The 20,525-nt window shown below is 73.1% G+C and carries 18 protein-coding genes; 10 read left to right on the forward strand and 8 right to left on the reverse strand.

Translation table 11 applies throughout. The annotated features are described in order from the left end of the window. Positions 1-89: 89 nt before the first annotated feature. Positions 90-533 carry an ATP-binding protein gene (locus ACF08W_RS24970; RefSeq protein WP_392280589.1) on the reverse strand — a complete coding sequence of 148 codons (444 nt, stop codon included), beginning with the start codon at positions 531-533 and terminating at the stop codon, positions 90-92. Positions 534-777: 244 nt separating this feature from the next. On the opposite strand from ACF08W_RS24970, the gene ACF08W_RS24975 reads away from it, so the two are divergent. After that, entirely contained in the window at positions 778-1,605 is an 828-nt protein-coding gene (locus tag ACF08W_RS24975; RefSeq protein WP_385205758.1) for an enoyl-CoA hydratase family protein, read from the forward strand. 2 nt (positions 1,606-1,607) lie between these two features. Beyond that, complete coding sequence (locus tag ACF08W_RS24980) at positions 1,608-3,896, forward strand: bifunctional salicylyl-CoA 5-hydroxylase/oxidoreductase (protein ID WP_392280590.1); 2,289 nt, start codon at positions 1,608-1,610, stop codon at positions 3,894-3,896. Positions 3,897-3,916: 20 nt separating this feature from the next. Here ACF08W_RS24980 and ACF08W_RS24985 read toward each other — a convergent pair whose 3' ends face one another. Then, complete coding sequence (locus ACF08W_RS24985) at positions 3,917-4,738, reverse strand: GNAT family N-acetyltransferase (protein ID WP_385205764.1); 822 nt, start codon at positions 4,736-4,738, stop codon at positions 3,917-3,919. A 42-nt stretch (positions 4,739-4,780) separates the two neighbouring features. After that, positions 4,781-6,382 (reverse strand): AMP-binding protein, encoded by a 1,602-nt coding sequence (locus ACF08W_RS24990; RefSeq protein ID WP_392280591.1) that lies wholly within the window; start codon positions 6,380-6,382, stop codon positions 4,781-4,783. Positions 6,383-6,575: 193 nt separating this feature from the next. On the opposite strand from ACF08W_RS24990, the gene ACF08W_RS24995 reads away from it, so the two are divergent. Both ACF08W_RS24995 and ACF08W_RS25000 read left to right on the forward strand, forming a co-directional pair. After that, positions 6,576-7,715: an acyl-CoA dehydrogenase family protein gene (locus ACF08W_RS24995; RefSeq protein ID WP_385205769.1), complete on the forward strand. Its 1,140-nt coding sequence runs from the start codon at positions 6,576-6,578 to the stop codon at positions 7,713-7,715. Further along, the gene (locus ACF08W_RS25000) at positions 7,712-8,113 is read left to right on the forward strand and encodes a RidA family protein (protein ID WP_385205775.1); all 402 of its coding nucleotides are present in this window, start codon (positions 7,712-7,714) and stop codon (positions 8,111-8,113) included. The genes ACF08W_RS24995 and ACF08W_RS25000 overlap by 4 nt, the downstream gene beginning before the upstream one ends. Positions 8,114-8,177: 64 nt before the next feature. Here ACF08W_RS25000 and ACF08W_RS25005 read toward each other — a convergent pair whose 3' ends face one another. Genes ACF08W_RS25005 through ACF08W_RS25025 form a run of 5 tightly spaced genes read right to left on the reverse strand, consistent with a single transcriptional unit; the run spans position 8,178 to position 13,592 of the window. Beyond that, entirely contained in the window at positions 8,178-9,311 is a 1,134-nt protein-coding gene (locus tag ACF08W_RS25005) for an FAD-dependent monooxygenase (RefSeq protein ID WP_392280592.1), read from the reverse strand. Positions 9,312-9,364: 53 nt separating this feature from the next. Then, entirely contained in the window at positions 9,365-9,934 is a 570-nt protein-coding gene (locus tag ACF08W_RS25010; RefSeq protein ID WP_352273121.1) for an ATP/GTP-binding protein, read from the reverse strand. A 6-nt stretch (positions 9,935-9,940) separates the two neighbouring features. After that, the gene (locus ACF08W_RS25015; protein ID WP_385205781.1) at positions 9,941-10,345 is read right to left on the reverse strand and encodes a DUF742 domain-containing protein; all 405 of its coding nucleotides are present in this window, start codon (positions 10,343-10,345) and stop codon (positions 9,941-9,943) included. Then, a complete protein-coding gene (locus ACF08W_RS25020; RefSeq protein ID WP_385205784.1) occupies positions 10,342-10,779 on the reverse strand; it encodes a roadblock/LC7 domain-containing protein in 438 nt (145 codons plus the stop codon). The genes ACF08W_RS25015 and ACF08W_RS25020 overlap by 4 nt, the downstream gene beginning before the upstream one ends. After that, positions 10,776-13,592 carry a nitrate- and nitrite sensing domain-containing protein gene (locus ACF08W_RS25025; RefSeq protein WP_385205788.1) on the reverse strand — a complete coding sequence of 939 codons (2,817 nt, stop codon included), beginning with the start codon at positions 13,590-13,592 and terminating at the stop codon, positions 10,776-10,778. Before ACF08W_RS25025 ends, ACF08W_RS25020 begins: the two co-directional genes overlap by 4 nt. A 322-nt stretch (positions 13,593-13,914) precedes the next feature. Between ACF08W_RS25025 and ACF08W_RS25030 the strand changes: the two genes are divergently transcribed. The 6 genes from ACF08W_RS25030 to mnhG are packed head-to-tail and all read left to right on the forward strand — an operon-like array spanning position 13,915 to position 20,392. Beyond that, a complete protein-coding gene (locus ACF08W_RS25030; protein WP_392280593.1) occupies positions 13,915-16,842 on the forward strand; it encodes a Na+/H+ antiporter subunit A in 2,928 nt (975 codons plus the stop codon). Continuing rightward, on the forward strand, positions 16,839-17,444 hold the full coding sequence (locus ACF08W_RS25035; protein WP_385205794.1) for a Na(+)/H(+) antiporter subunit C: 606 nt from the start codon (positions 16,839-16,841) through the stop codon (positions 17,442-17,444). Before ACF08W_RS25030 ends, ACF08W_RS25035 begins: the two co-directional genes overlap by 4 nt. Further along, positions 17,441-19,099: a Na+/H+ antiporter subunit D gene (locus ACF08W_RS25040; protein ID WP_392280594.1), complete on the forward strand. Its 1,659-nt coding sequence runs from the start codon at positions 17,441-17,443 to the stop codon at positions 19,097-19,099. Before ACF08W_RS25035 ends, ACF08W_RS25040 begins: the two co-directional genes overlap by 4 nt. After that, positions 19,096-19,719, forward strand: coding sequence for a Na+/H+ antiporter subunit E (locus ACF08W_RS25045; protein WP_352273115.1), 624 nt, complete (start codon positions 19,096-19,098; stop codon positions 19,717-19,719). The genes ACF08W_RS25040 and ACF08W_RS25045 overlap by 4 nt, the downstream gene beginning before the upstream one ends. Beyond that, entirely contained in the window at positions 19,716-20,042 is a 327-nt protein-coding gene (locus tag ACF08W_RS25050; protein ID WP_352273114.1) for a monovalent cation/H+ antiporter complex subunit F, read from the forward strand. The genes ACF08W_RS25045 and ACF08W_RS25050 overlap by 4 nt, the downstream gene beginning before the upstream one ends. Then, complete coding sequence (mnhG, locus tag ACF08W_RS25055) at positions 20,039-20,392, forward strand: monovalent cation/H(+) antiporter subunit G (RefSeq protein ID WP_352273113.1); 354 nt, start codon at positions 20,039-20,041, stop codon at positions 20,390-20,392. Before ACF08W_RS25050 ends, mnhG begins: the two co-directional genes overlap by 4 nt. Positions 20,393-20,525: the final 133 nt, after the last annotated feature.

The raw sequence follows: 20,525 nt of genomic DNA on the forward strand, positions 1-20,525 counted from the left end.
GGTGAGTTCCTAGACAGTTCCCACCCCACCGGAGGTCTTCGCCATGTTCAAGACCAGACCAGTGTCAACAACGCTCGTGATCAATACACCTAGGGCGCGAGCGGCGTGCGCGGCGGGAGTGTGAACCAGACCGCCTTGCCGTGCTCCGTGGGGCGGTGGCCGCAGGAGGAGCTGAGGGCCCGGATCAGCAGGAGGCCCCGGCCGTGCTCCTGCCAGGGGTCCGGCTCGCTGCCGGGGTGCGGGAAGTCGAGGCCGCTCGGCGGGGCGGGGGAGCGGTCGTGCACCTCGACCTGGCAGCCGGTGGGCAGGAGCTCCACCACCAGCTCGATCGGCTCACCGCTGCGGGTGTGCTCCACGGCGTTGGCCACCAGCTCCGCGGTGAGGAGCTCGGCCGTGTCGGTGTCGGCCGGCGCGTCGATGTCCGCGAGCGCGGTACGGATCAGGGCACGGGCGATCGGGACGGCCGCCGTCGAGTGCGGCAGCGTGATCCGCCAGGAGGCGGGGGGAAGGGCGTCGGAGGTGTCGGGGAGCACGGCATGGTTTCCGTTCCTGGACCGGGTCCCAGGGGGTGCGGGGCCTGTGTGGAGTTCAGTACTTCCTGTTTTCAACCTTACGAACCGCAACGAGAGAGACAAGGGACTGCTGACCGGTATGAAAGGGACGTTGGACACTCTTTTTTCCCCGCGCAGCCCTATCGCGCACTCATGACGGGAGTCACGTACGGGTGATAAATTCGGCTCCAGGCAGCAGCCCGACGGCCGAAGGGGAGCCCCCTCGATGAGCCCGTTTCCCAGCTCCGCGCCGCGCACGGACGACTGGCGCCACCTGCGGCTGACCAGGGAGGACGGGGTCGCGACCGTCACCCTCGCCAGACCCGAGAAGCTCAACGCGCTCACCTTCGGCGCCTACGCCGACCTGCGCGACCTGCTCGCCGAACTGTCCCGCGAACGCGCCGTGCGCGCCCTGGTGCTCGCGGGGGAGGGCCGCGGTTTCTGCTCCGGCGGCGACGTCGACGAGATCATCGGTGCCACCCTCGCCATGGACACCGCCCAGCTGCTGGACTTCAACCGGATGACCGGCCAGGTCGTACGGGCTCTCAGGGAAGCGCCCTTCCCGGTCGTCGCCGCCGTGCACGGGGTGGCCGCCGGCGCGGGAGCGGTGCTCGCGCTGGCCGCCGACTTCCGGGTCGCCGACCCCACCGCCCGCTTCGCCTTCCTCTTCACCAAGGTCGGCCTCTCCGGCGGCGACATGGGCGCCGCCTACCTGCTTCCCAGGGTCGTCGGACTCGGCCACGCCACCCGGCTGCTGATGCTCGGCGAGCCCGTCCGCGCCCCCGAGGCCGAGCGGATCGGGCTGATCAGCGAACTGGTCGACGAGGGGAGCGCAGACGAGCACGCCGCCGCGCTCGCCCGCCGCCTGGCCGACGGACCGGCCCTCGCCCTCGCCCAGACCAAGGCCCTCCTCACCGCCGAGCTCGACCTCCCGCTCGCCGCCGCCGTCGAGATGGACGCCGCCACCCAGGCCCTGCTGATGCACGGCGAGGACTACGCCGAGTTCCACGCCGCCTTCACCGAGAAGCGGCCCCCCAAGTGGCAGGGCCGCTAGCGATGCCCGCCCGGCCCCCCGTACGGCGCATCGCGGTCATCGGCGGCGGACCCGGCGGGCTCTACGCCGCCGCCCTGCTCAAGCGGCTCGACCCGGACCGCGAGATCACCGTCTGGGAACGCAACGCCCCCGAGGAGACCTTCGGTTTCGGCGTCGTCCTCTCCGACGAGACCCTCGGCGGCATCGAGCACGCCGACCCCGTCGTCCACCGGGCCCTTCGCGAGGAGTTCGTCCGGTGGGACGACATCGACATCGTCCACCGGGGCGTCACCCACACCTCCGGCGGCCACGGCTTCGCCGCGCTCGGCCGGCGCCGGCTGCTGGGCGTCCTGCGGGAGCGCTGCGCCTCGCTCGGCGTCCGCCTCCGCTTCTCCACCGGGGCACCGCCCGCCGCCGAGCTGGCCGCCGATCACGACCTGGTGGTCGCCGCCGACGGGGTGCACAGCCGGACCCGCAGCGCCCACGCCGACGCCTTCGGCCCCCGGATCACCGGCCACCGCTGCCGCTACATCTGGCTCGCCGCCGACTTCGCCCTCGACGCCTTCCGCTTCGAGATCGCCGAGACCCCGTACGGGGTGATGCAGCTGCACGCCTACCCCTTCGCCGCCGACGCCTCCACCGTCATCGTCGAGATGCGCGAGGAGGTCTGGCGGGCCGCCGGATTCGACAGCCGCGCGGTCGAGCACTCCACGCTGAGCTGCGCCGAGATCTTCCACCGCGCGCTCGGCGGCCGGAAACTGCGCTCCAACAACTCGGCCTGGCTCACCTTCCGCACCGTCGTCAACGACCACTGGTCCCACGGCAACATCGTCCTCATCGGCGACGCCGCCCACACCGCGCACTTCTCCATCGGCTCCGGCACCAAGCTCGCCGTCGAGGACGCCCTCGCGCTGGCCGCCTGCGTCGAGGAACAGCCCGACCTGCCGAGCGCGCTGACCGCCTACGAGGCCGAGCGCCGGCCGGTCGTCGCCTCCACCCAGCGGGCCGCCGCCGCCAGCCTGCGCTGGTTCGAGGAGCTGGGCACCTACGTCGACCAGCCGCCCCGCCAGTTCGCCTTCAACCTCCTCACCCGCAGCCGCCGCGTCACCCACGACAACCTGCGGCTGCGCGACCCCGCCTTCACCGCCGCCGTCGAGGAGGAGTTCGGCTGCCCCCCGGGCGTCCCGCCGATGTTCACCCCGCTGCGGCTGCGCGGCCTCGAACTCCGCAACCGCGTCGTCGTCTCCCCCATGGACATGTACCGGGCCGAGGACGGCGTCCCCGGCGACTTCCACCTCGTCCACCTCGGCGCCCGCGCGCTCGGCGGCGCCGGGCTCGTCATGACGGAGATGGTGTGCGTCAGCGCCGAGGGCCGCATCACCCCCGGCTGCACCGGCCTCTACACCGACGAGCAGGCCGCCGCCTGGACCCGGATCACCGACTTCGTCCACGCCGACGCCCCCGGCACCGCCATCGGCGTCCAGCTCGGCCACTCCGGGCGCAAGGGCTCCACCCGGCTCATGTGGGAGGGCATCGACCAGCCCCTGCCGGACGGCAACTGGCCGCTGGTCGCCGCCTCCCCGATCCCGTACGCCGCCGGGGTCAGCCAGGTCCCGCACGCCCTGGACCGGGCGGGGCTCGACACCGTGCGCGAGCAGTTCGTCGCCGCGGCCCGCCGAGCCGGCGCCTGCGGCTTCGACCTGCTCGAACTGCACTGCGCCCACGGCTACCTGCTCTCCGGCTTCCTCTCGCCGCTCACCAACCACCGCACCGACGCCTACGGCGGCTCCCTGCCGGACCGGCTCCGCTTCCCCCTCGAAGTCTTCGACGCGGTCCGCGCCGTATGGCCCGACGACCGGCCCATGACCGTCCGGATCTCCGCCACCGACTGGGCCGGGGGCGGCACCACCGCCGACGACGCCGTGGAGATCTCCCGCGCCTTCGTCGCCCACGGGGCCGACGCCATCGACGTCTCCACCGGCCAGGTGGTGCCCGAGGAGCGCCCCGAGTTCGGCCGCTCCTACCAGACCCCGTACGCCGACCGGATACGGAACACCCTGTGCGTGCCCGTCGTCGCGGTCGGCGCGATCTCCTCCTGGGACGACGTCAACTCCCTGCTGCTCGCGGGCCGGGCCGACCTCTGCGCCCTGGCCCGCCCGCACCTCTACGACCCGCAGTGGACGCTGCACGCGGCGGCCGAGCAGGGGTACACCGGACCGGGCGCACCCTGGCCGGCCCCGTACCGGGCGGGCAGCCGCACCCCGCCGACCGGCCGCACCGACGCCCCGAAACCCCGGCTCACCCTCGACTGACCGGCCCCGGCTCGCCCCGCTCATGGCTCCGCCACGCCGATCAGCAGCCGGTCCGCGACCGGGCGGTACCCGATCCGGCGGTACACCCCGTTACTGGTGGGGTTGGTGAGGTCGGTGAAGAGCAGCACCTCCCGCGCGCCCGCCGCCCGCGCAGCCCCGCTCACCTCGGCGGTCACCGCCGCCGCGTACCCCAGCCCGCGGTGCTCCGGCGGGGTGTAGACCGACGACACCCGGACGGTGCCCGCGAGCAGCGGGGAGACCCCGGCCATCGACACCGGGACCCCGCCGTCCTCCCATACCGTCAGCGCGCCCGAGGCCGTCCTCTCGTCCACCAGCCGCTCGGCGTGGTCGATCGCCGTACCGACCTCCTCGGCGAAGGCGACGTGCCAGCCCACCAGCAGCTCCCGGTCGGCCGGTGCGGCCTCGCGGGCCCGGCCGGTCGGGGCGGGGGAGGGCTCCACCCATGTGTCCAGCCGGTAGAGCCGCTGCTCCTCCTCGATCCGGTGGCCGGGCCAGGAGGCGGCGAGCGCCTCGGCCGTCGCCCGGTCCGCGCTGAGCCGGGTCAGCGGGAGCGCGGCGGCCAACGGGGCCACCGCCTCCGGGGCGACGGCCCCCAGCACGGGCGGATACGGCGGCGTCCCGACCAGCGTCCCCGCGACCTCCCCGTCCGCCCCGCGCCACCAGCCCAGCAGCGGGACACCGGCCCCGTAGGCGTGCGGGCCGTGCCGGCGCAGGGTGTCGGTGATGGTCAGGATGAGGGTGTTCTCGACGGGACGGGCGGCCAGCGAGGAGCCGGCCGCGTCGAGGAAGGCACCGACGTCGGCGGTGAAGGTCCAGGTCATGCCTCATCCTGCCGCGCACCCGGCGGCCCCTTCACCGGGATATCAGCCCTCCCGCAGCCGGAAGCGCTGGAGCTTGCCGGTGGCGGTACGGGGGAGCGCGTCCCGGAACTCGACCACGCGCGGGCACTTGTACGGCGCCAGCTCCTCCTTCAGGTACGCGCGCAGCTCGTCGGCGGTCACCGCCGCGCCCTCGCGCACCACCACGTACGCCGCCACGATCTGGCCGCGCAGCCCGTCCGCCCGGCCCACCACCGCCGCCTCCGCCACCGCCGGATGGTGCAGCAGGGCCTCCTCGACCTCGGGGCCCGCGATGTTGTAGCCGGAGGAGATGATCATGTCGTCGGCGCGGGCCACATAGCGGAAATAGCCGTCCGGGTCGCGTACATACGTGTCACCGGTCAGGTTCCAGCCGTTCGCGACGTACTCCCGCTGGCGCGGGTCGGCGAGGTAGCGGCAGCCGACCGGGCCGCGCACGGCGAGGAGCCCCGGCTCCCCGTCCGGCAGCGGGTGGCCCTCCCGGTCCTGCACCCGGGCCTGCCAGCCGGGCACCGCAAGGCCGGTGGTGCCCGGGCGGATCGCGTCGTCGGCCGCCGAGACGAAGATGTGCAGCAGCTCGGTGGCGCCGATGCCGTTGATGATCCGCAGCCCCGTCCGCTCGTACCAGGCCCGCCAGGTCGCCCCGGGGAGGTTCTCGCCGGCCGAGACGCACCGGCGCAGCGCGCCCAGGTCGTGGCCGTCGAGCCGGTCGAGCATCACCCGGTAGGCGGTCGGCGCGGTGAACAGCACCGAGACCCGGTGTGCGGCGAGCGCGGGCAGAAGCTGGGCCGGACCGGCCTGTTCGAGCAGGAGCGTGCTGGCACCGGCCCGCAGCGGGAAGACCAGCAGACCGCCCAGCCCGAAGGTGAAACCGAGCGGCGGACTGCCCGCGAACACGTCGTCCGAGGTGGGGCGGAGCACCTGGGCCGAGAAGGTGTCGGCGATGGCCAGCAGGTCCCGGTGGAAGTGCACGCAGCCCTTGGGCCGTCCGGTGGTGCCCGAGGTGAAGGCGATCAGCGCGACGTCGTCGGCCGCGGTGTCCACCGCCCGGTACGGGTCCGGGTGGGCCTCGGCCAGCCGCAGCAGGTCGTCCGGGGCGTCGCCCCCGTAGACCGTGGTCCGCAGCCCCGGCACCCGGGCCCTCAGCAGGTCGTCGACCGAGCGGGCGTCGCAGAGCGCGTGGCCGATCCGGGCCAGTGAGCAGATGGTGGACAGCTCGCCGGGCCGCTGCCGGTCCAGCACCGTGACGGCGATGGCGCCGGCCTTCAGCACCGCGAGCCAGCAGGCGGCCAGCCGGGGGCCGGTGGGTCCGCGCAGCAGGACGCGGTTGCCGGGCACGACGCCCAGGTCGGAGGTGAGGACATGGGCGATCCGGTCGACCCGCTCGCGCAGCTCCCGGTAGCTCCAGACCGCGCCGTCCCCGGAGCGGAGGGCCGGGCGGTCCGGGCCGAACCGTTCCGCCGTCCGGTCCAGCAGCTCCACGGCGCAGTTGAGCCGGTCCGGATAGCGCAGGGCGGGCAGGTCGAAGAGGAGGTCCGGCCACTCGTCCCGGGGCGGCAGATGCTCCCTGGCGAAGGTGTCGAGGTGCGCTGAGGTCTTCGGGTCCATGACGGATCGCCCCCTTGTCGCCTCTGGAGCGTATCGTTCGGATGACGGTAGTCAACGGTCCGCGATAAGGCGAGTGGACTGAAAATCGTACGGCTGGGCAGACGAGCACGGAATGGACTGGACGACAGGCCGGAGCGCGGATGCGAAGAACGGGTACGGGAAACCGACAGAACAGAACAAGAGGGGTGCTGGTATGACGGCATTCTCACTCGAACCGGAGCAGAGCGCCTGGTGCGAGGAGCTGAGAAGCCTGGCGGAGCGGCGCCTGCGCCCGCTCGCCGAACAGGGAACCCCCGGACATGTCAACCGCCCGCTGATCGCCGCGCTCGGCGAGGCGGGCCTCCTCGACCGGATGCTGGACTCCGGGGCCCTCGACCTCTGCCTGCTCCGCGAGTCCCTGGCCCGCGGCTGCACGGAGGCCGAGACGGCGCTGGCCCTCCAGGGCCTCGGCACCCACCCGTTGGTCCGCTCCGGCACCCCCGCCCACCGCGCCCGCTGGCTCCCCGAGGTGCGGGCGGGCCGCGCCGTGGCCGCCTTCGCGCTCAGCGAGCCGGGCGCGGGCTCGGACGCGGCGGCCCTCGCCCTGACGGCCGAACCCGAGGCCGGGCCCGACGGCCGGGGATGGCGGCTGACCGGAGAGAAGTGCTGGATCTCCAACGCGCCGGAGGCCGACTTCTACACCGTCTTCGCGCGCACCGCCCCCGGCACGGGCTCCCGGGGCGTCACCGCCTTCCTGGTCCCCGCCGACCGCCCGGGGCTGACCGGCACCGCCCTCGACATGCTCTCGCCGCACCCCATCGGGGCCCTGGAGTTCGACGGCGTCCCGGTCACCGCGGACGATGTGCTCGGCGTGCCGGACCGGGGCTTCCGGGTGGCCATGGAGACCCTCAACCTCTTCCGTCCCAGCGTCGGCGCCTTCGCCGTGGGCATGGCCCGCGCCGCGCTCGACGCCACGGTGGCGCACACCGCCGCCCGTACCGCGTTCGGCGGGGTCCTCAAGGACCTCCAGGCCGTCTCCCACCAGGTCGCCGAGATGGCCACCCGGACCGAGGCGGCCCGGCTCCTGGTCTACGCGGCGGCCGCCGCGTACGACGCGGGGGAGCCCGGGGTGCCGGGCCGGGCGGCCATGGCCAAGCTGTACGCCACCGAGACCGCCCAGTACGTCGTCGACACCGCCGTCCAACTGCACGGCGCCCGTGCCCTGCGCCGCGGCCACCTCCTGGAACACCTCTACCGGGAGGTCCGCGCGCCACGGATCTACGAGGGCGCCAGCGAGGTCCAGCGCACCATCATCGCCAAAGAGTTGTACGTGAGCCGGGAGGCTTCCGCATGAGTCCGGTACACCGGATCAACCCCGTCGACCTCGCCCCGCCGACGGGGTTCTCGCATGCCGTCACCGTCACCGGGAGCCAACTGGTCTTCCTGGCCGGGCAGACCGCCCTCGACGAGCGCGGAAAGATAGTGGGCGACTGCCTCACCGACCAGTTCGCCACGGCGCTCGCCAACCTGCTGACCGCGCTCCGCGCGGCGGGCGGCGCCCCGACCGACCTCGCCCGCGTCACGGTGTACGCCACCGACGTCGCCGACTACCGCAAGCACGCCGCCGAACTGGGCCGCACCTGGCGGCAGTTGGCCGGTCGCGACTATCCGGCGATGGCGGTCGTCGGGATCAGCCGGCTCTGGGACGAGCAGGCCCTGGTGGAGATCGACGGGGTGGCCGTCCTGCCGTGAAACGCGCCGTGCGGGCCGGGGAGCATCCTCCCGGGCCCGCACGGTCCCTCGGTGCCGCGGCCGGTCAGTACGGCTTGACCAGCACATGGGCGGCGCCCGGGACGCCGACCTTCAGCAGCTCGTCCTCCTCCGGGGTCGTCGCACTGCCGGTCTCCTGCTTCAGCACCGCACGGGACAGGGCCTGCACCCACATCGCCCGGGGGCGGCGGCGGGCCTCCCACGCGTCGAGCGCCGCGTCCACGCTGTCCTCGGCGTCCAGCGACTCGGCCAGCACCAGCGCGTCCTCCACGGCCATCGCCGCGCCCTGCGCGAGATGCGGGGTGGAGGCGTGCGCGGCGTCACCGGCGAGGACGACCCGCCCGACGTGCCACGGCTCCTCGACGGTCACCTGGGAGATCCGCGAGTACACCACCGAGGCCGGGTCGGTGACGGTGGCCAGCGCCTCGGCCACCGGGCCGGAGAACATCGGCAGCCGCTCCACGAGCTGCTCGTGCGCCCGCTCCGGGTCCGGCCGGAACTCCTCGGCCTCGGCGAACACCGCGCCCAGGTACATCAGTTCCTCGGTGATCGGGGTGAGGAGCGCCTTGGCGGCCTGGCCCGCGGTGCCCATCACCACACCGCGCACCTGCGGCTGACGGGGCACCGTCACCCGCCAGTTGGCGAAGCCGGTGTACTCGGGGGTGTACCGGTCGCCGTAGAGCCGGGTGCGCAGCGGGGAGCCGATCCCGTCGAAGCCGACCACCAGGTCCCAGCGCCCGGCGGAGCCGTCGGACAGGGTGACGTCCACGCCCGAGCCGTCGTCGGCCAGCCCGGTGATCGTGGTGCCGAAGCGGATCTTCGCGCCCGCGGCGGTGGCGGCGGAGTTCAGCACCCGGGCCAGGGCGGGGCGCGGGATGCCGTTGTTGGCCGGGGCGTCGCCCATCCGGGGCTGGGGTATCTCGGCGAGGGTGTTGCCCGCCGGGTCGGCGATGGTCAGCACCTCCCACTCGAACCCCGCTTCCAGGCAGTCGTCGAGGACCCCGATCTCCCGCATCACATGGAGGGCGTTGGACGGCTGGATGATGCCGACGCCGAGCGCGTCCACCTCGTCACGGAGCTCGGCGACCTCGACGGTGTGACCGCGCCGGGCCAGTGCGGTGGCGAGGGTGAGCCCGCCGATGCCGCCGCCGTGAATCAGGACACGCAGGGGTGTTGCCATCTCAGATGTCTCCAGAACGGGAAGGAGTGCGAAAGGGTCGGGGCGGGCGGCGGTCAGCCGGTCGCCGCGGGCAGGCTCATCAGGTGGTCCACCAGGGCCAGCAGGACGTCCCGGCCGAAGGGCCGCTCGCGGACGTCGCCGACGAGCAGCGGTACGTGCGGATCGAGGTCGAGGGCGGCCCTGATCTCGTCCGGGGTACGGGTGTTGTGGCCGTGGAAGCAGTTGATCGCCACCACGAAGGGGATGTTGCGGCTCTCGTAGAAGTCGATCGAGGCGAAGCTCGTCTCCAGCCTGCGGGTGTCGGCGATCACCACACCGCCGAGCGCCCCGTTGACCAGGTCGTTCCACATGAACCAGAAACGTTCCTGCCCCGGGGTGCCGAACAGGTAGACCACCAGCTCGGGGCTGACCGTGATGCGGCCGAAGTCCAGCGCCACGGTGGTGGTGTCCTTCTGGCCCACCCCGGCCAGGTCGTCGACGCCGACGCTGGCCTTGGTCAGGTACTCCTCGGTGCGCAGCGGAGCGACCTCGCTGACCGCGCCCACCAAGGTGGTCTTGCCGACGCCGAAGCCGCCGGCGATGAGGATCTTTACGGCGGCGGGCGCCGCCTGACTGCTTGTCATATTGGTTCAGAGTCTCCGGAGTCCGTCACGAACGGCGGCGAGCATGCCCATGTTGGCCCCGCCCGCCACCCGCGCCACCGAGAGCGGGGCGCGGGCCAGCAGCAGGCCCTGGGCGACGAGGTCGGCCAGCAGGATCTTGGTCACCGACACCGGGAGGCCGAGGTCGGAGGCGACCTCGGCGACCGCCGCCGAGGCGCGGCACCGCTCCAGGATCATCCGGTGCTCCGGCTGGAGCCGTCCGGGCCGGACCGGCGCGCCGTGCTCGTCGCGGGGGTCCTGCGCGGTCGTCACCACCGTGATCAGGCTGAAGTCGTCCCGCTCGGGAGCGGTCCGGCCCCGGGTGATGGTGTACGGACGCACCATCGTGCCCGCCGCGTCCTCCTCGGGCTCGTCCTCCCAGTGCGGGGTCACGCGCGCTGCCCGTCCCCGGTGCCGAAGGCGTCGAACTCGCCGCGGGCCGGCGTGGTCAGCTTCTGGCCGACCTGCTGGACGAGGTTGTGCATGGCGAGCGACATGATCTCGGCGTCCACCTCCTGGGAGGCGATCACCGCGAGGTGGGTGCCCTGGGCGGCCGCGATGATGAAGAGCCAGAGCTCGTTCAGCTCGACGATCACCTGGTGCACGCCGCCGCCGTCGAAGAGCTGGCCGACCCCTCGGGCCAGGCTCTGCTGGCCGGTGCAGATGGCGGCCAGCCGCTCCGCGTCGGGGCGGCTGATGGTCCGCGAATGGCTCACCACGAGCCCGTCGTCGGACAGCAGGACGGCGTTCCGGGTCTCGGCCACCGAGTCCACCAGGCCGTCGAGCAGCCAGTCGAGGTCCTGGTGGGTGGCGGTAGTGCGTGTCATGGCCGTTCTTCTCTCGTGGGCAGGGGGATGGAGGGCGGTACGGGCCGTGCCGGTGCTTCGTCACTCGCGCGTGCGGCCCGGGACCGGCGCTGGAACGCGCCGATCGCGGCACCGGCCCGGCGGGGCTCCGTGCGGGGGGTCGGGGGCTCCGGACGGCTCGGCGGCTGCGGGGCGGCGGGCCGGGCGGCCAGCGGGTCGAGCCGGAGTTCGTCGGCCAGGCTGGCCTGCCGGACCCGGCGCGGCAGCGGGGGCTCCGTGCCGGGGGCGGTGGGCTGCCCGGCACCGTGGCCGGAGTCGTGGGCGAGGGCCGCGCCCGGGTCCGGGGGCGCGGGGTGGTCGGGCTCGGACACCGGCAGCGCGGCGGAGACCGGGGGCACCGGGTCCGCGTACGCGGCCGGGGCCTGCCCGTACGCCTCCTGGCCCGGGTACGTCTCCTGGCCCGGGTAGGGCGGACCGCCCACGGGGTACTGCCCGGCGGCCGTCATGTACGGCTGCTCGGTGGTCCCGTACGGGGTCTCGGCGGTCCCGTACGGGGTCTCGGGCGCGCCGAACGTCCCGTCGGGCTGTCCGGGCGCCGGGTACGGCTGCTCCTGGGCCGGGTACGGCTCGGCGGGGGCCTGGTACGGCGAGGGGTCCTGCTCCGGTGCCGGGGTGGCGTACGGGGCACCGGCCGCGTTCAGCGCGGTGACCCCGGCGAGGGCCCGGCCCTGTACGCGGGTGGGCAGCGCCTCCCCGGGGCCGGTGGCGGCGGGGACGACGGGCGGGTCCTGCTGCGGGGCGGGCGCGGCCGGGGCGGGCGCCGGGTCCGGGACGCCGACCGGGCCGGTCCGCGGCTCGGGCACGGTCAGCTCGTCCGGGACGAGCAGCACCACGCGGGTACCGCCGTACGCCGAGGAGCGGAACTCCACCCGCAGACCGTGCTGGTCCGCGAGGCGCGCGATCACGTACAGGCCGAGACGGATGTCGTCGGAGTGGGCGAGCACGTCCATCCGGGGCGGGCTGGTCATCAGCTCGTTGGCCGCGGCGAGCTGCTCCTCGTCCATCCCCAGGCCCCGGTCCTCGACCTCGATGGCCAGGCCGCGGCTCACCTTGGCGGCCCGGACCTCCACCGGTGCGGGCGGCCGGGAGAAGCTGAGCGCGTTCTCGATCAGCTCGGCGAGCACATGGGAGACGGGGCCGACGGCCCGTTCGGACAGCCAGGGGCTGCCGTCCAGGTCCAGCACGACCCGCCGGTAGTCCTGCACCTCGCCCTGGGCGGACCGCATCACGTCCAGCAGCGGGACCGGCTTGCGCCAGCGCCGGTGCGGGGAGCCGCCGGCGAGGATCACCAGGTTCTCCTCGTACCGCCGCAGGCGCGCGGTGAGGTGGTCGAGGTCGAAGAGACCGTCGAGCAGCTCGGGGTCCTCGTGCCTGCGCTCCAGCTCGTCCAGCTTCTTGAGCTGCTGGCCGATCAACTGCTGGGTGCGGCGGGCGATCCGCTGGAGCAGCCGCTCGAAGCCGCGGTGCTGGTCGGCCTGTTTGACGGCGGCCGCCAGGGCGCTGGTGCGTGCCAGGTTCAGCGCGTCGCCGAGCCGGGTCAGCTCGTCGCCGCCGCCCTTGGCGTCGTTCTGGATGGCGCCGGCCTCGGCCTCGACGTCGATCCGCTCGCCCTGGGCGAGCCGTTCGACGACGTCCGGCAGGGACTTCTCCAGGGCCTCCGCGCTCTCCTGGAGGCCGCTGATCCGGCGACGGAGGTTGCGGGTGAGGCGCCAGGTGGTCCAGATGACCGCGATGACCGCGATCAGGCCGACGACCGTGGTGAGCACCATCCTGAACAGCAGCGACATCGTGCTGCCCAGACCCTCGTCGACCACGGAGGCGGTGCGCTTCTCCAGCAGCTTCTCGATCTGCGGGTCGAGGTCGTCCATCGCCGTGCGCCAGGTCTTCTCCTTGGCGCCGAGCGTGACGAATCCGTCCGAGTCGGCCTCGGCCGGACGCAGGATCTGGTCCTCCAGCCGGGTCTTGGTCTTCCACGCCTCACCGCGGACGATCGTCTGCCACATGGCGCGCTCGTCCTCGGACAGCAGCGGAACGACCCTGGTGGAGTAGCGCAGTTCCTGGCCGGAAACCGCCTCGCGGACCTGCTTCAGGTCCGCGGTGCCCAGCTTCCCCGCGGGCCAGCCGCGCGCCAGCAGGGCGTCCGAACGGGAGATCATCTCCTTGGTCCAGAACAGGTCGACGAGCGGCTGCGAGATGGTGGTGATCCGGCCGTTGTCGACGTGGCTGAGTGCCGCGAAGAGTTCGAGGTCCACCGAGATCAGGTCCGTGTAGTAGCGGTACACGGCCTTCTGCTGCTCGCTGCCGCCGTCGTCGACGAGGGCGCGCTGGGCGGGGAGCTGGTTGATGGCCTCCCGGGCCCTGGTGACCGCGTCGCGGACCTCGTCGGGAGCGTCGTCGGTGGCGACGTCGGAGAGCGACTGGAAGCTCTTGACGGCCTCGTCGGTCTTCGTGCGCTGTTGGCGCAGCTCCTCGGTGACGCCCTTGTGCCGGGCGAGCGCCTCGGCGCTGAGCCGGCGCTCCTGCTGGAGGTTGTAGTACACGATGTTGGACGGCTGACCGGCCTTCTGGGCCAACTGCCCCTGGGCCGCCATGCGTTGGAAGTCCAGCAGGGTCTGGCCACTGGTCACGGCCCAGAGGGCGGCCAGGGCGACACCGGGAACGATGGCCAGAACGAGCAGGGCTGTCCGCAGCGACATGGGGGTCGACTCGGTCCGCCGTGAGGCGCGCGTGCGCAGGGCGTGCTCCTTGATGATGCCAGCCTCGGGACTGGTCAAATCCGTTGAGAACTTCGACAGATAGATTTTAGTCACAGTGAAAAAATGAAAAGAATCCGGGCTCACCAGTGCATCACCGGTCATGTACGTCCTCGTCACATCCTGGGCGTACAGACCGCGGAGCCGGTGCGGGCCGGTTGCGGAACCGGCGCGGGCCGGGCCTCGGGTGTGACCGGATCCAGTAGGTGCCGGCGGACGCGGCGTGCCGTACGGATGGAGCACGGGAAGGGATATATCTCTATTCGGTGCTCTTCGTCCGTTCTGTATCGCCATGGCCCCGGTCCTGCGCCCCGGACGGGCGCGGAACGCCTCTCGGGGCGGTATGACCGCGCTCATCGTCTGCCACTTCGTCCTGGCCGGCTTCGCGCGCCCGCTGGTACGGGCGCTGGGCAGACGCGCCTTCGTCGTCCTCGCGCTGCCGCCCGCCGCGACCACCGTGTGGGCGGCCACCCAGTGGGACACCGCTGTCTCCGGCTCCGCGGTCACCTGGTCCTGGCGCTGGATGCCCGCGTACGACGTCACCGTGGTACTGCGGCTCGACGCCCTCGGCGAGCTGATGGTGCTCCTCGCGGCCGGGGTCGGCACGCTCGTCCTGCTCTACTGCGCCTCCTACTTCACCGACACCACCCCGCGACTGGCCGGATTCGCCGGAAACCTCCTGGCGTTCGCGGGCGCCATGCTCGCGCTGGTCCTCGCCGACGACCTGATCTCGCTCTATGTGTTCTGGGAGTTGACCACGGTCTTCTCCTACCTGCTGATCGGCTACGACAGCGAGCGCAAGCACAGCCGCCGCTCCGCGCTCCAGGCCCTCACCGTCACCACCCTCGGCGGCCTCGCGATGCTCGTCGGCTTCCTGATGATCGGTCGGGCGACGGGCACGTACCGCATCTCCGCGATCCTCGCCCACCCGCCCGCGGCGACCTGGACCGTCTCCGTCGCGGTGGTGCTGATCCTGTGCGGGGCCCTGTCGAAGTCGGCGATCTGGCCGTTCAGCCTCTGGCTGCCGAACGCGATGGCCGCGCCCACCCCCGTCAGCGCCTATCTGCACGCCGCCGCGATGGTGAAGGCCGGGGTCTACCTGGTCGCCCGGCTCGCCCCCGGCTTCGCGGATGTGCCCGTCTGGCGGCCCGTCGTGCTCGTGCTCGGCGCCGCGACCATGCTGCTCGGCGGCTGGCGGGCGCTGCGGCTGCACGACCTCAAGCTCGTCCTCGCCTACGGCACCGTCAGCCAGCTCGGCTTCCTCACCCTGCTCGCCGGGGCCGGCGACCGCAACACCGCGCTGGCCGCCGCCGCCATGATCCTGGGTCACGCGCTGTTCAAGGCCCCGCTCTTCCTCGTCACCGGCATCGTCGACCACGCGGCGGGCACCCGCGACCTGCGCCGGCTCTCCGGCGTCGGCCGGTCCCTGCCGCACGTCTGCGTGGTCGCGGTGCTCGCCGCCGCCTCCATGGCCGCGCTGCCCCCGCTGCTCGGCTTCGCGGCCAAGGAGGCCGCCTTCACCGCCCTGCTGGAGGGCACCACCGCCGACCGGTGGGCGCTCGGCTTCACCGTCGCGGGCTCGGCGCTGACCGTCGCGTACACCGTCCGGTTCGTCTGGGGCGCCTTCGCCCGCAAGCCCGGGGTCGACGACACCCCGGTCCACCGGGTCGGCCCGGCCTTCCTCGCACCGCCCGCCCTGCTCGCGCTCTGCGGGCTGGTGTTCGGGCCGGGCATCGGATGGCTCGACCCGCTGTTCGCCGCCTACGCCGACGCCTTCGGACCGGCGGCCCACCTGTACCGCCTCGCGCTCTGGCACGGCTTCGAGACCGCGCTGCTGCTCTCCGCCGTCGCCCTCGCGGCCGGTGTACTGCTCTTCCTGGGCCGCACCACCGTCACCCGGCTCTCCCGGCGCATCGCCTGGCCGACCGCCGACAACGTCTTCGGCCACCTCCTGCTCGGGCTGGAACGGTTCTCCCTCCAGCTCACCGGATTCGTCCAGCGCGGCTCGCTCTCCGTCTACCTCGCCACCACCCTGCTGGTGATACTGGCCGGCCAGCTCACCGTCCTCGGCGTCGACCAGCCCTGGCGCCAGGCCCTCGCCCCCCGGCTCTGGGACGTCCCGCTCCAGGGCGCCGTCGCCGTACTGACCTGCGCCGCCGCGCTCATGTGCCTCACCGTGCGCCGCCGGATGAAGGCCGTGGTCCTGGCCGGGCTCACCGGTTACGGCGCCGCGCTGCTCTTCGTCGTCCAGGGCGGCCCGGACCTGGCGCTCACCCAGTTCTGCATGGAGACCGTGTCGATGATCGTGTTCGTGCTGGTGCTGCGGCGGATGCCGGTGCACTTCCAGGAGACGGTCAGCCCCTGGCGGCGGGCCGCGCGCATCCCGGTGGCCCTGGCCGCCGCGGCGACGCTCGGCGTGGTGGTGTGGGTCGCGGCGGCCGCCCGTACGGCGTCCCCGGCGGGCGCGGCCATGGTGGAGGAGGTCGCCCACCACGGACTCAAGGACGTCGTCGCCACCATCCTCGTCGACCTGCGCTCCTGGGACACCATGGGCGAGTCCGCCGTCCTCGCCGCCGCCGCGATCGGCGTCACCAGCCTCCTCTACCTGCACCGCCGCACCGAACCCGCCCCGCTGCCCGAGCGGTCCGGGGGCCGCACCGCCTGGTCGCTGGCGACCCCCGCGATGGCCGGACTCCCGCACGGCGACGAAGGCGCCCCGGAACGCGACTGGCTCGCCGCCGGATCCACCCTGGCGCCCGAACACCGCTCCGTCGTCTTCGAGGTGGTGGCCCGGCTGATCTTCCACCCGGTCCTGGTGCTCTCGCTCTACCTGCTGTTCTGCGCCGAGAACATGCCGGGCGGCGGCTTCGTCGCCGGACTCGTCGCCGGACTCGCCCTGATCACCCGCTACCTGGCCGGCGGACGCTTCGAGCTGGCCCGGGCAGCACCGCTCCAGCCCGGACTCTTCACCGGCCTCGGACTCTTCGTCTCCACCGGCGTCGCCCTGCTCGGCCTCGCCGACGGAACGGTCCTGCACGCCTGGACCCACCACGGCCGGCTCCCCCTGATCGGCGCGTACCACCTCGGCACCCCCATCCTCTTCGACTTCGGGGTCTACCTCCTGGTCCTGGGCGTGGTGCTGGACATCGTCCGCGCGCTCGGCGCCAAGATCGACCGCCAGACCGAACGCGCGGCGGCCGAGCAGGCGGCCGCCGCGGGCAACGGCCCGCCGCCGCCCGGCGAACCCGGCACGGAAGGGGCCCCCGGATGACCACCAGCGCCAGCCTCCTGGCCACCGCGTCGGTACTCTGCGCGGTCGGCGGCATCCTCATGCTCACCCGGCCCCTCACCCGCATCCTGCTCGGCGCGGTGATCGCGGGCAACGGCATCAACCTCTTCGTCATCGCCGCCGGCGGCCGGGCCGGCGCCGAACCCCTCCTCTACGGAGTCCCGCTCGGCCGGGTCACCGACCCGCTCCCGCAGGCGATCGCCCTCACCGCCATCGTCATCACCCTCGCCACCACCGCCTTCCTGCTCGCCATGGCCTACCGGGGCAGCCAGCTGACCGGCACCGACGAGGTCCACGACGACCAGGAGGACCGCCGCATCATCCTGCGCGCCGAAGTGCTCGGCGAACGCGCCGAACTCCGCGAGCGCTACCGCGCCACCTCCGGCGCCACCCCCGAGGAACGCGCCCGCTACCGCGCCGAACGCCACCGCCTGCGGGCCCGCCTGCGCGCCGACCGCGCCCTCCAGGCCCGCGGCCGCTACGCCACCGGCGACCTCTGGCACGACGTCCTGGGCGCCGACCCCGAGGACTACGCACCACCGTCCGCATCCGCGGAAGACACCGACCCGGGAGCCACCGGATGAACGCGCTCGTCCCCCTGCCGGTGCTGCTGCCGCTCTGCGCCACCGGCCTCAGCCTCGCCTTCGGCACCCGGCTCAAAGAGGTCCAGCGCCTGGTCAGCGTCGCCGTGCTCACCGCCGTACTCGGACTCTCCGTCACCCTGATGGTCGCCGCCGACAGCCACGGCCCGCTCACCGTCCACCTCGGCGACTTCGCCCCGCCGCTCGGCATCACCCTGGTCGCCGACCGGCTCTCCGGGCTGATGCTCACCGTCTCCTCGGCCGTCACCCTCTGCGTACTGGTCTACTCCCTCGGCCAGGGCATGGCCGACCGGGAGGAGGAGACCCCCGTCGCGGTCTTCCACCCCGCTTACTTGATCCTGGTCGCCGGGGTCTCCTGCACCTTCCTCGCCGGAGACCTGGTCAACCTGTACGTCGGCTTCGAGATCATGCTGGTCGCCAGCTTCGTCCTGCTCACCCTCGGCGGCACCGGCCCCCGCATCCGCGCCGGCTCCACCTACGTGATCATCTCGCTCTTCTCGTCGATGCTCTTCCTCACCGCCATCGCCATGACCTACGCGGCGACCGGCACCGCCAACTTCGCCCAGCTCGCGGTCCGCCTGGCCGCCCTTCCGCTCGGCGTCCAGACCATGATCCAGGCGATGCTGCTCACCGTCTTCGCCGTCAAGGCCGCGGTCTTCCCGCTCGCCGCCTGGCTCCCCGACTCCTACCCGACCGCCCCCGCCCCGGTCACCGCCGTCTTCGCCGGACTCCTCACCAAGGTCGGCGTCTACTGCATGCTGCGCACCGAGACCCTGCTCTTCCCCGGCAACCGCCTCGGCGACCTGCTGATGGCCGCTGCCCTCGCCTCGATGGTCATCGGCATCCTCGGCGCCGTCGCCCAGACCGACCTCAAACGGCTGCTCTCCTTCACCCTCATCAGCCACATCGGCTACATGGTGTTCGGGATCGGCCTCGCCACCCGGGACGCCTACGGCGGCGCGATCGTCTACGTCGCCCACCACATCACCGTCCAGACCACGCTCTTCCTGGTGACCGGGATGATCGAGCGCCGCTCCGGCACCACCGAACTCACCCGCATCGGCGGCCTCGCCCGCGCCGCCCCGCTGCTCGCCGTCCTCTTCTTCGTGCCCGCCATGAACCTGGCCGGCATCCCGCCGCTCTCCGGCTTCATCGGCAAACTCGCCCTGATGCGCGCCGGGGTCGCCGACGGCGGCGCCTGGGCCTGGACCCTGGTCGCCGGCTCGGCCGTCACCAGCCTGCTCACCCTGTACGTCACCGCCAAGGTCTGGAACCTGGCCTTCTGGCGGGCCGCCCCGCCCGGACAGGCCGCCGACGGCACCCTCCTGGAGGCCGACTCCGACGAGGACGACTCCGACACCGACGAACCCGGCCCGGACCGCGTCCCCGGCACCGGCGACGAACCCGTACGCCCCCGCCACCAGCCCGCCGGACGCGCGGTCGCCGCCACCCTGCACGGCCACGCCGTCACCACCACGACCCGGCTCCCCAGACCGATGACCTGGGCCACCGCCGCGACCGTCGCGCTCGGCCTCGCCTTCACCGTCTTCGCCGGACCCCTGACCTCGTACACCGACCGCGCCGCCGTCGAACTCCTCGCCCGCGCCCCCTACGTCGAGGCGGTGCTCGGCCGATGAGACGCCGGTTCACGTTCTCCTTCACCAACAAGGAACTCCCGCCCTTCGCCTGCGAGTTCGGCAAGCACGGCCGGGTCCTCGACCTCCCCCTGATCGCCTGGCTCACCTTCATCTGGGTGCTCCTGTGGTCCAGCATGAACTGGGCCAACATCCTCACCGGCGCGGTCGTCGCCGTGGCCGTCTGCCTGGCCTTCCCGCTGCCCCGCGTCGACCTCGGCCTCCGCCTGCACCCCTGGGGGATCCTGCTGCTCGCCGGATACCTGCTCTACGACATGTACACGTCCGGCGTACGCGTCACCCGGCAGATCTTCGTCGACCACCCGCACCGGGCCGCCGTCATCGCCGTACCCCTGCGCTGCCGCTCCGACCTGATGCTCACGGCCACCGCCGTCGCCGTGTCCAACGTCCCCGGCGGATCGGTCGTCGAGGTGCGCCGCGCCACGGCCACCCTCTTCCTGCACGTCCTGGACGCGGACCGGCCCGCCGTCCTGGACGCCGCCCGCCGCTCCGTCTGGCGCCTGGAACGGCTGACCGTACGCGCCTTCGGCACCGCCGACGAGATCGACCGCGTCGCCGGGCCCTACCCACTGGTCCCACCCGACAAGGAGACCCGGTCATGAGCACACCGGAAACCATCGACCGGGCCCTGCTCATCGCGGCCGTCGTCCTGATCCTCATCGCCGGGGCGGCGCTCCTCGCCCGCATCGGACGAGGCCCCTCCATGCTGGACCGGGCCCTCGCACTGGACGTCTGCGCCGCCCTGATCATCGCGGGCCTCGGCGCCAAGTCCGCCTTCGCCCGCGACTCGTTCTACTTCCCGATCATGCTGGTGCTGGCCTTCCTCGGCTTCACCGGCTCGGTCGGCATCGCCCGCTTCATCGCCGTACGCGACCGCCCCCCGCGCCGCACCCCGGCGGGCGGCACCGAGGGGGAGCCGCGATGAACCCCTGGCTCCAGGCCGCCGACCTGGCCGGCGCGGTCCTGGTCCTCATCGGCGCGGCGATCTGCCTGCTCGGCGTGGTCGGCATGCTCCGCCTCCCCGACGTCCTCTCCCGCAGCCACGCCGCCACCAAGCCCCAGACCCTCGGCATGCTCCTGGTCCTCGCCGGGGTCGCCCTGCGGCTGCGCAGCGGCATGGACCTCGCCACCCTCGCCCTGATCGGCTTCTTCCAGCTGATGACCAGCCCGGTCGCCGCCCACCTGGTCGCCCGCTCCGCCTACCGCACCGGCCAGATCGACCACGGCGAACTCCTCTTCGACGATCTGGACGCGCAACTGACGGAGGAGGAGTGAGCAGCCCTCCGCGCGGCCCCGGCCGACCGCCCCTTCCTCATGAGCCGTCCGTAGCCCGAACGGGTTAATCCCGCCGGAATTCACTCCGGTGCCGCATACGGTGGGATCGCTGCGCGTAACCCGCCCGACACGG

Origin of the sequence: Streptomyces sp. NPDC015144, from assembly GCF_043079735.1 — a bacterium.
Lineage (GTDB): Bacteria > Actinomycetota > Actinomycetes > Streptomycetales > Streptomycetaceae > Streptomyces.

What these genes read in the sequence shown, in the direction of transcription:
- ACF08W_RS24975 (WP_385205758.1), top strand. Translation starts at nt 778, where the DNA reads ATGAGCCCGTTTCCCAGCTCCGCGCCGCGCACGGACGACTGGCGCCAC.
- ACF08W_RS24980 (WP_392280590.1), top strand. Translation starts at nt 1,608, where the DNA reads ATGCCCGCCCGGCCCCCCGTACGGCGCATCGCGGTCATCGGCGGCGGA.
- ACF08W_RS24985 (WP_385205764.1), bottom strand. Translation starts at nt 4,738, where the DNA reads ATGACCTGGACCTTCACCGCCGACGTCGGTGCCTTCCTCGACGCGGCC.
- ACF08W_RS24990 (WP_392280591.1), bottom strand. Translation starts at nt 6,382, where the DNA reads ATGGACCCGAAGACCTCAGCGCACCTCGACACCTTCGCCAGGGAGCAT.
- ACF08W_RS24995 (WP_385205769.1), top strand. Translation starts at nt 6,576, where the DNA reads ATGACGGCATTCTCACTCGAACCGGAGCAGAGCGCCTGGTGCGAGGAG.
- ACF08W_RS25000 (WP_385205775.1), top strand. Translation starts at nt 7,712, where the DNA reads ATGAGTCCGGTACACCGGATCAACCCCGTCGACCTCGCCCCGCCGACG.
- ACF08W_RS25005 (WP_392280592.1), bottom strand. Translation starts at nt 9,311, where the DNA reads ATGGCAACACCCCTGCGTGTCCTGATTCACGGCGGCGGCATCGGCGGG.
- ACF08W_RS25010 (WP_352273121.1), bottom strand. Translation starts at nt 9,934, where the DNA reads ATGACAAGCAGTCAGGCGGCGCCCGCCGCCGTAAAGATCCTCATCGCC.
- ACF08W_RS25020 (WP_385205784.1), bottom strand. Translation starts at nt 10,779, where the DNA reads ATGACACGCACTACCGCCACCCACCAGGACCTCGACTGGCTGCTCGAC.
- ACF08W_RS25030 (WP_392280593.1), top strand. Translation starts at nt 13,915, where the DNA reads ATGACCGCGCTCATCGTCTGCCACTTCGTCCTGGCCGGCTTCGCGCGC.
- ACF08W_RS25035 (WP_385205794.1), top strand. Translation starts at nt 16,839, where the DNA reads ATGACCACCAGCGCCAGCCTCCTGGCCACCGCGTCGGTACTCTGCGCG.
- ACF08W_RS25040 (WP_392280594.1), top strand. Translation starts at nt 17,441, where the DNA reads ATGAACGCGCTCGTCCCCCTGCCGGTGCTGCTGCCGCTCTGCGCCACC.
- ACF08W_RS25045 (WP_352273115.1), top strand. Translation starts at nt 19,096, where the DNA reads ATGAGACGCCGGTTCACGTTCTCCTTCACCAACAAGGAACTCCCGCCC.
- ACF08W_RS25050 (WP_352273114.1), top strand. Translation starts at nt 19,716, where the DNA reads ATGAGCACACCGGAAACCATCGACCGGGCCCTGCTCATCGCGGCCGTC.
- mnhG (WP_352273113.1), top strand. Translation starts at nt 20,039, where the DNA reads ATGAACCCCTGGCTCCAGGCCGCCGACCTGGCCGGCGCGGTCCTGGTC.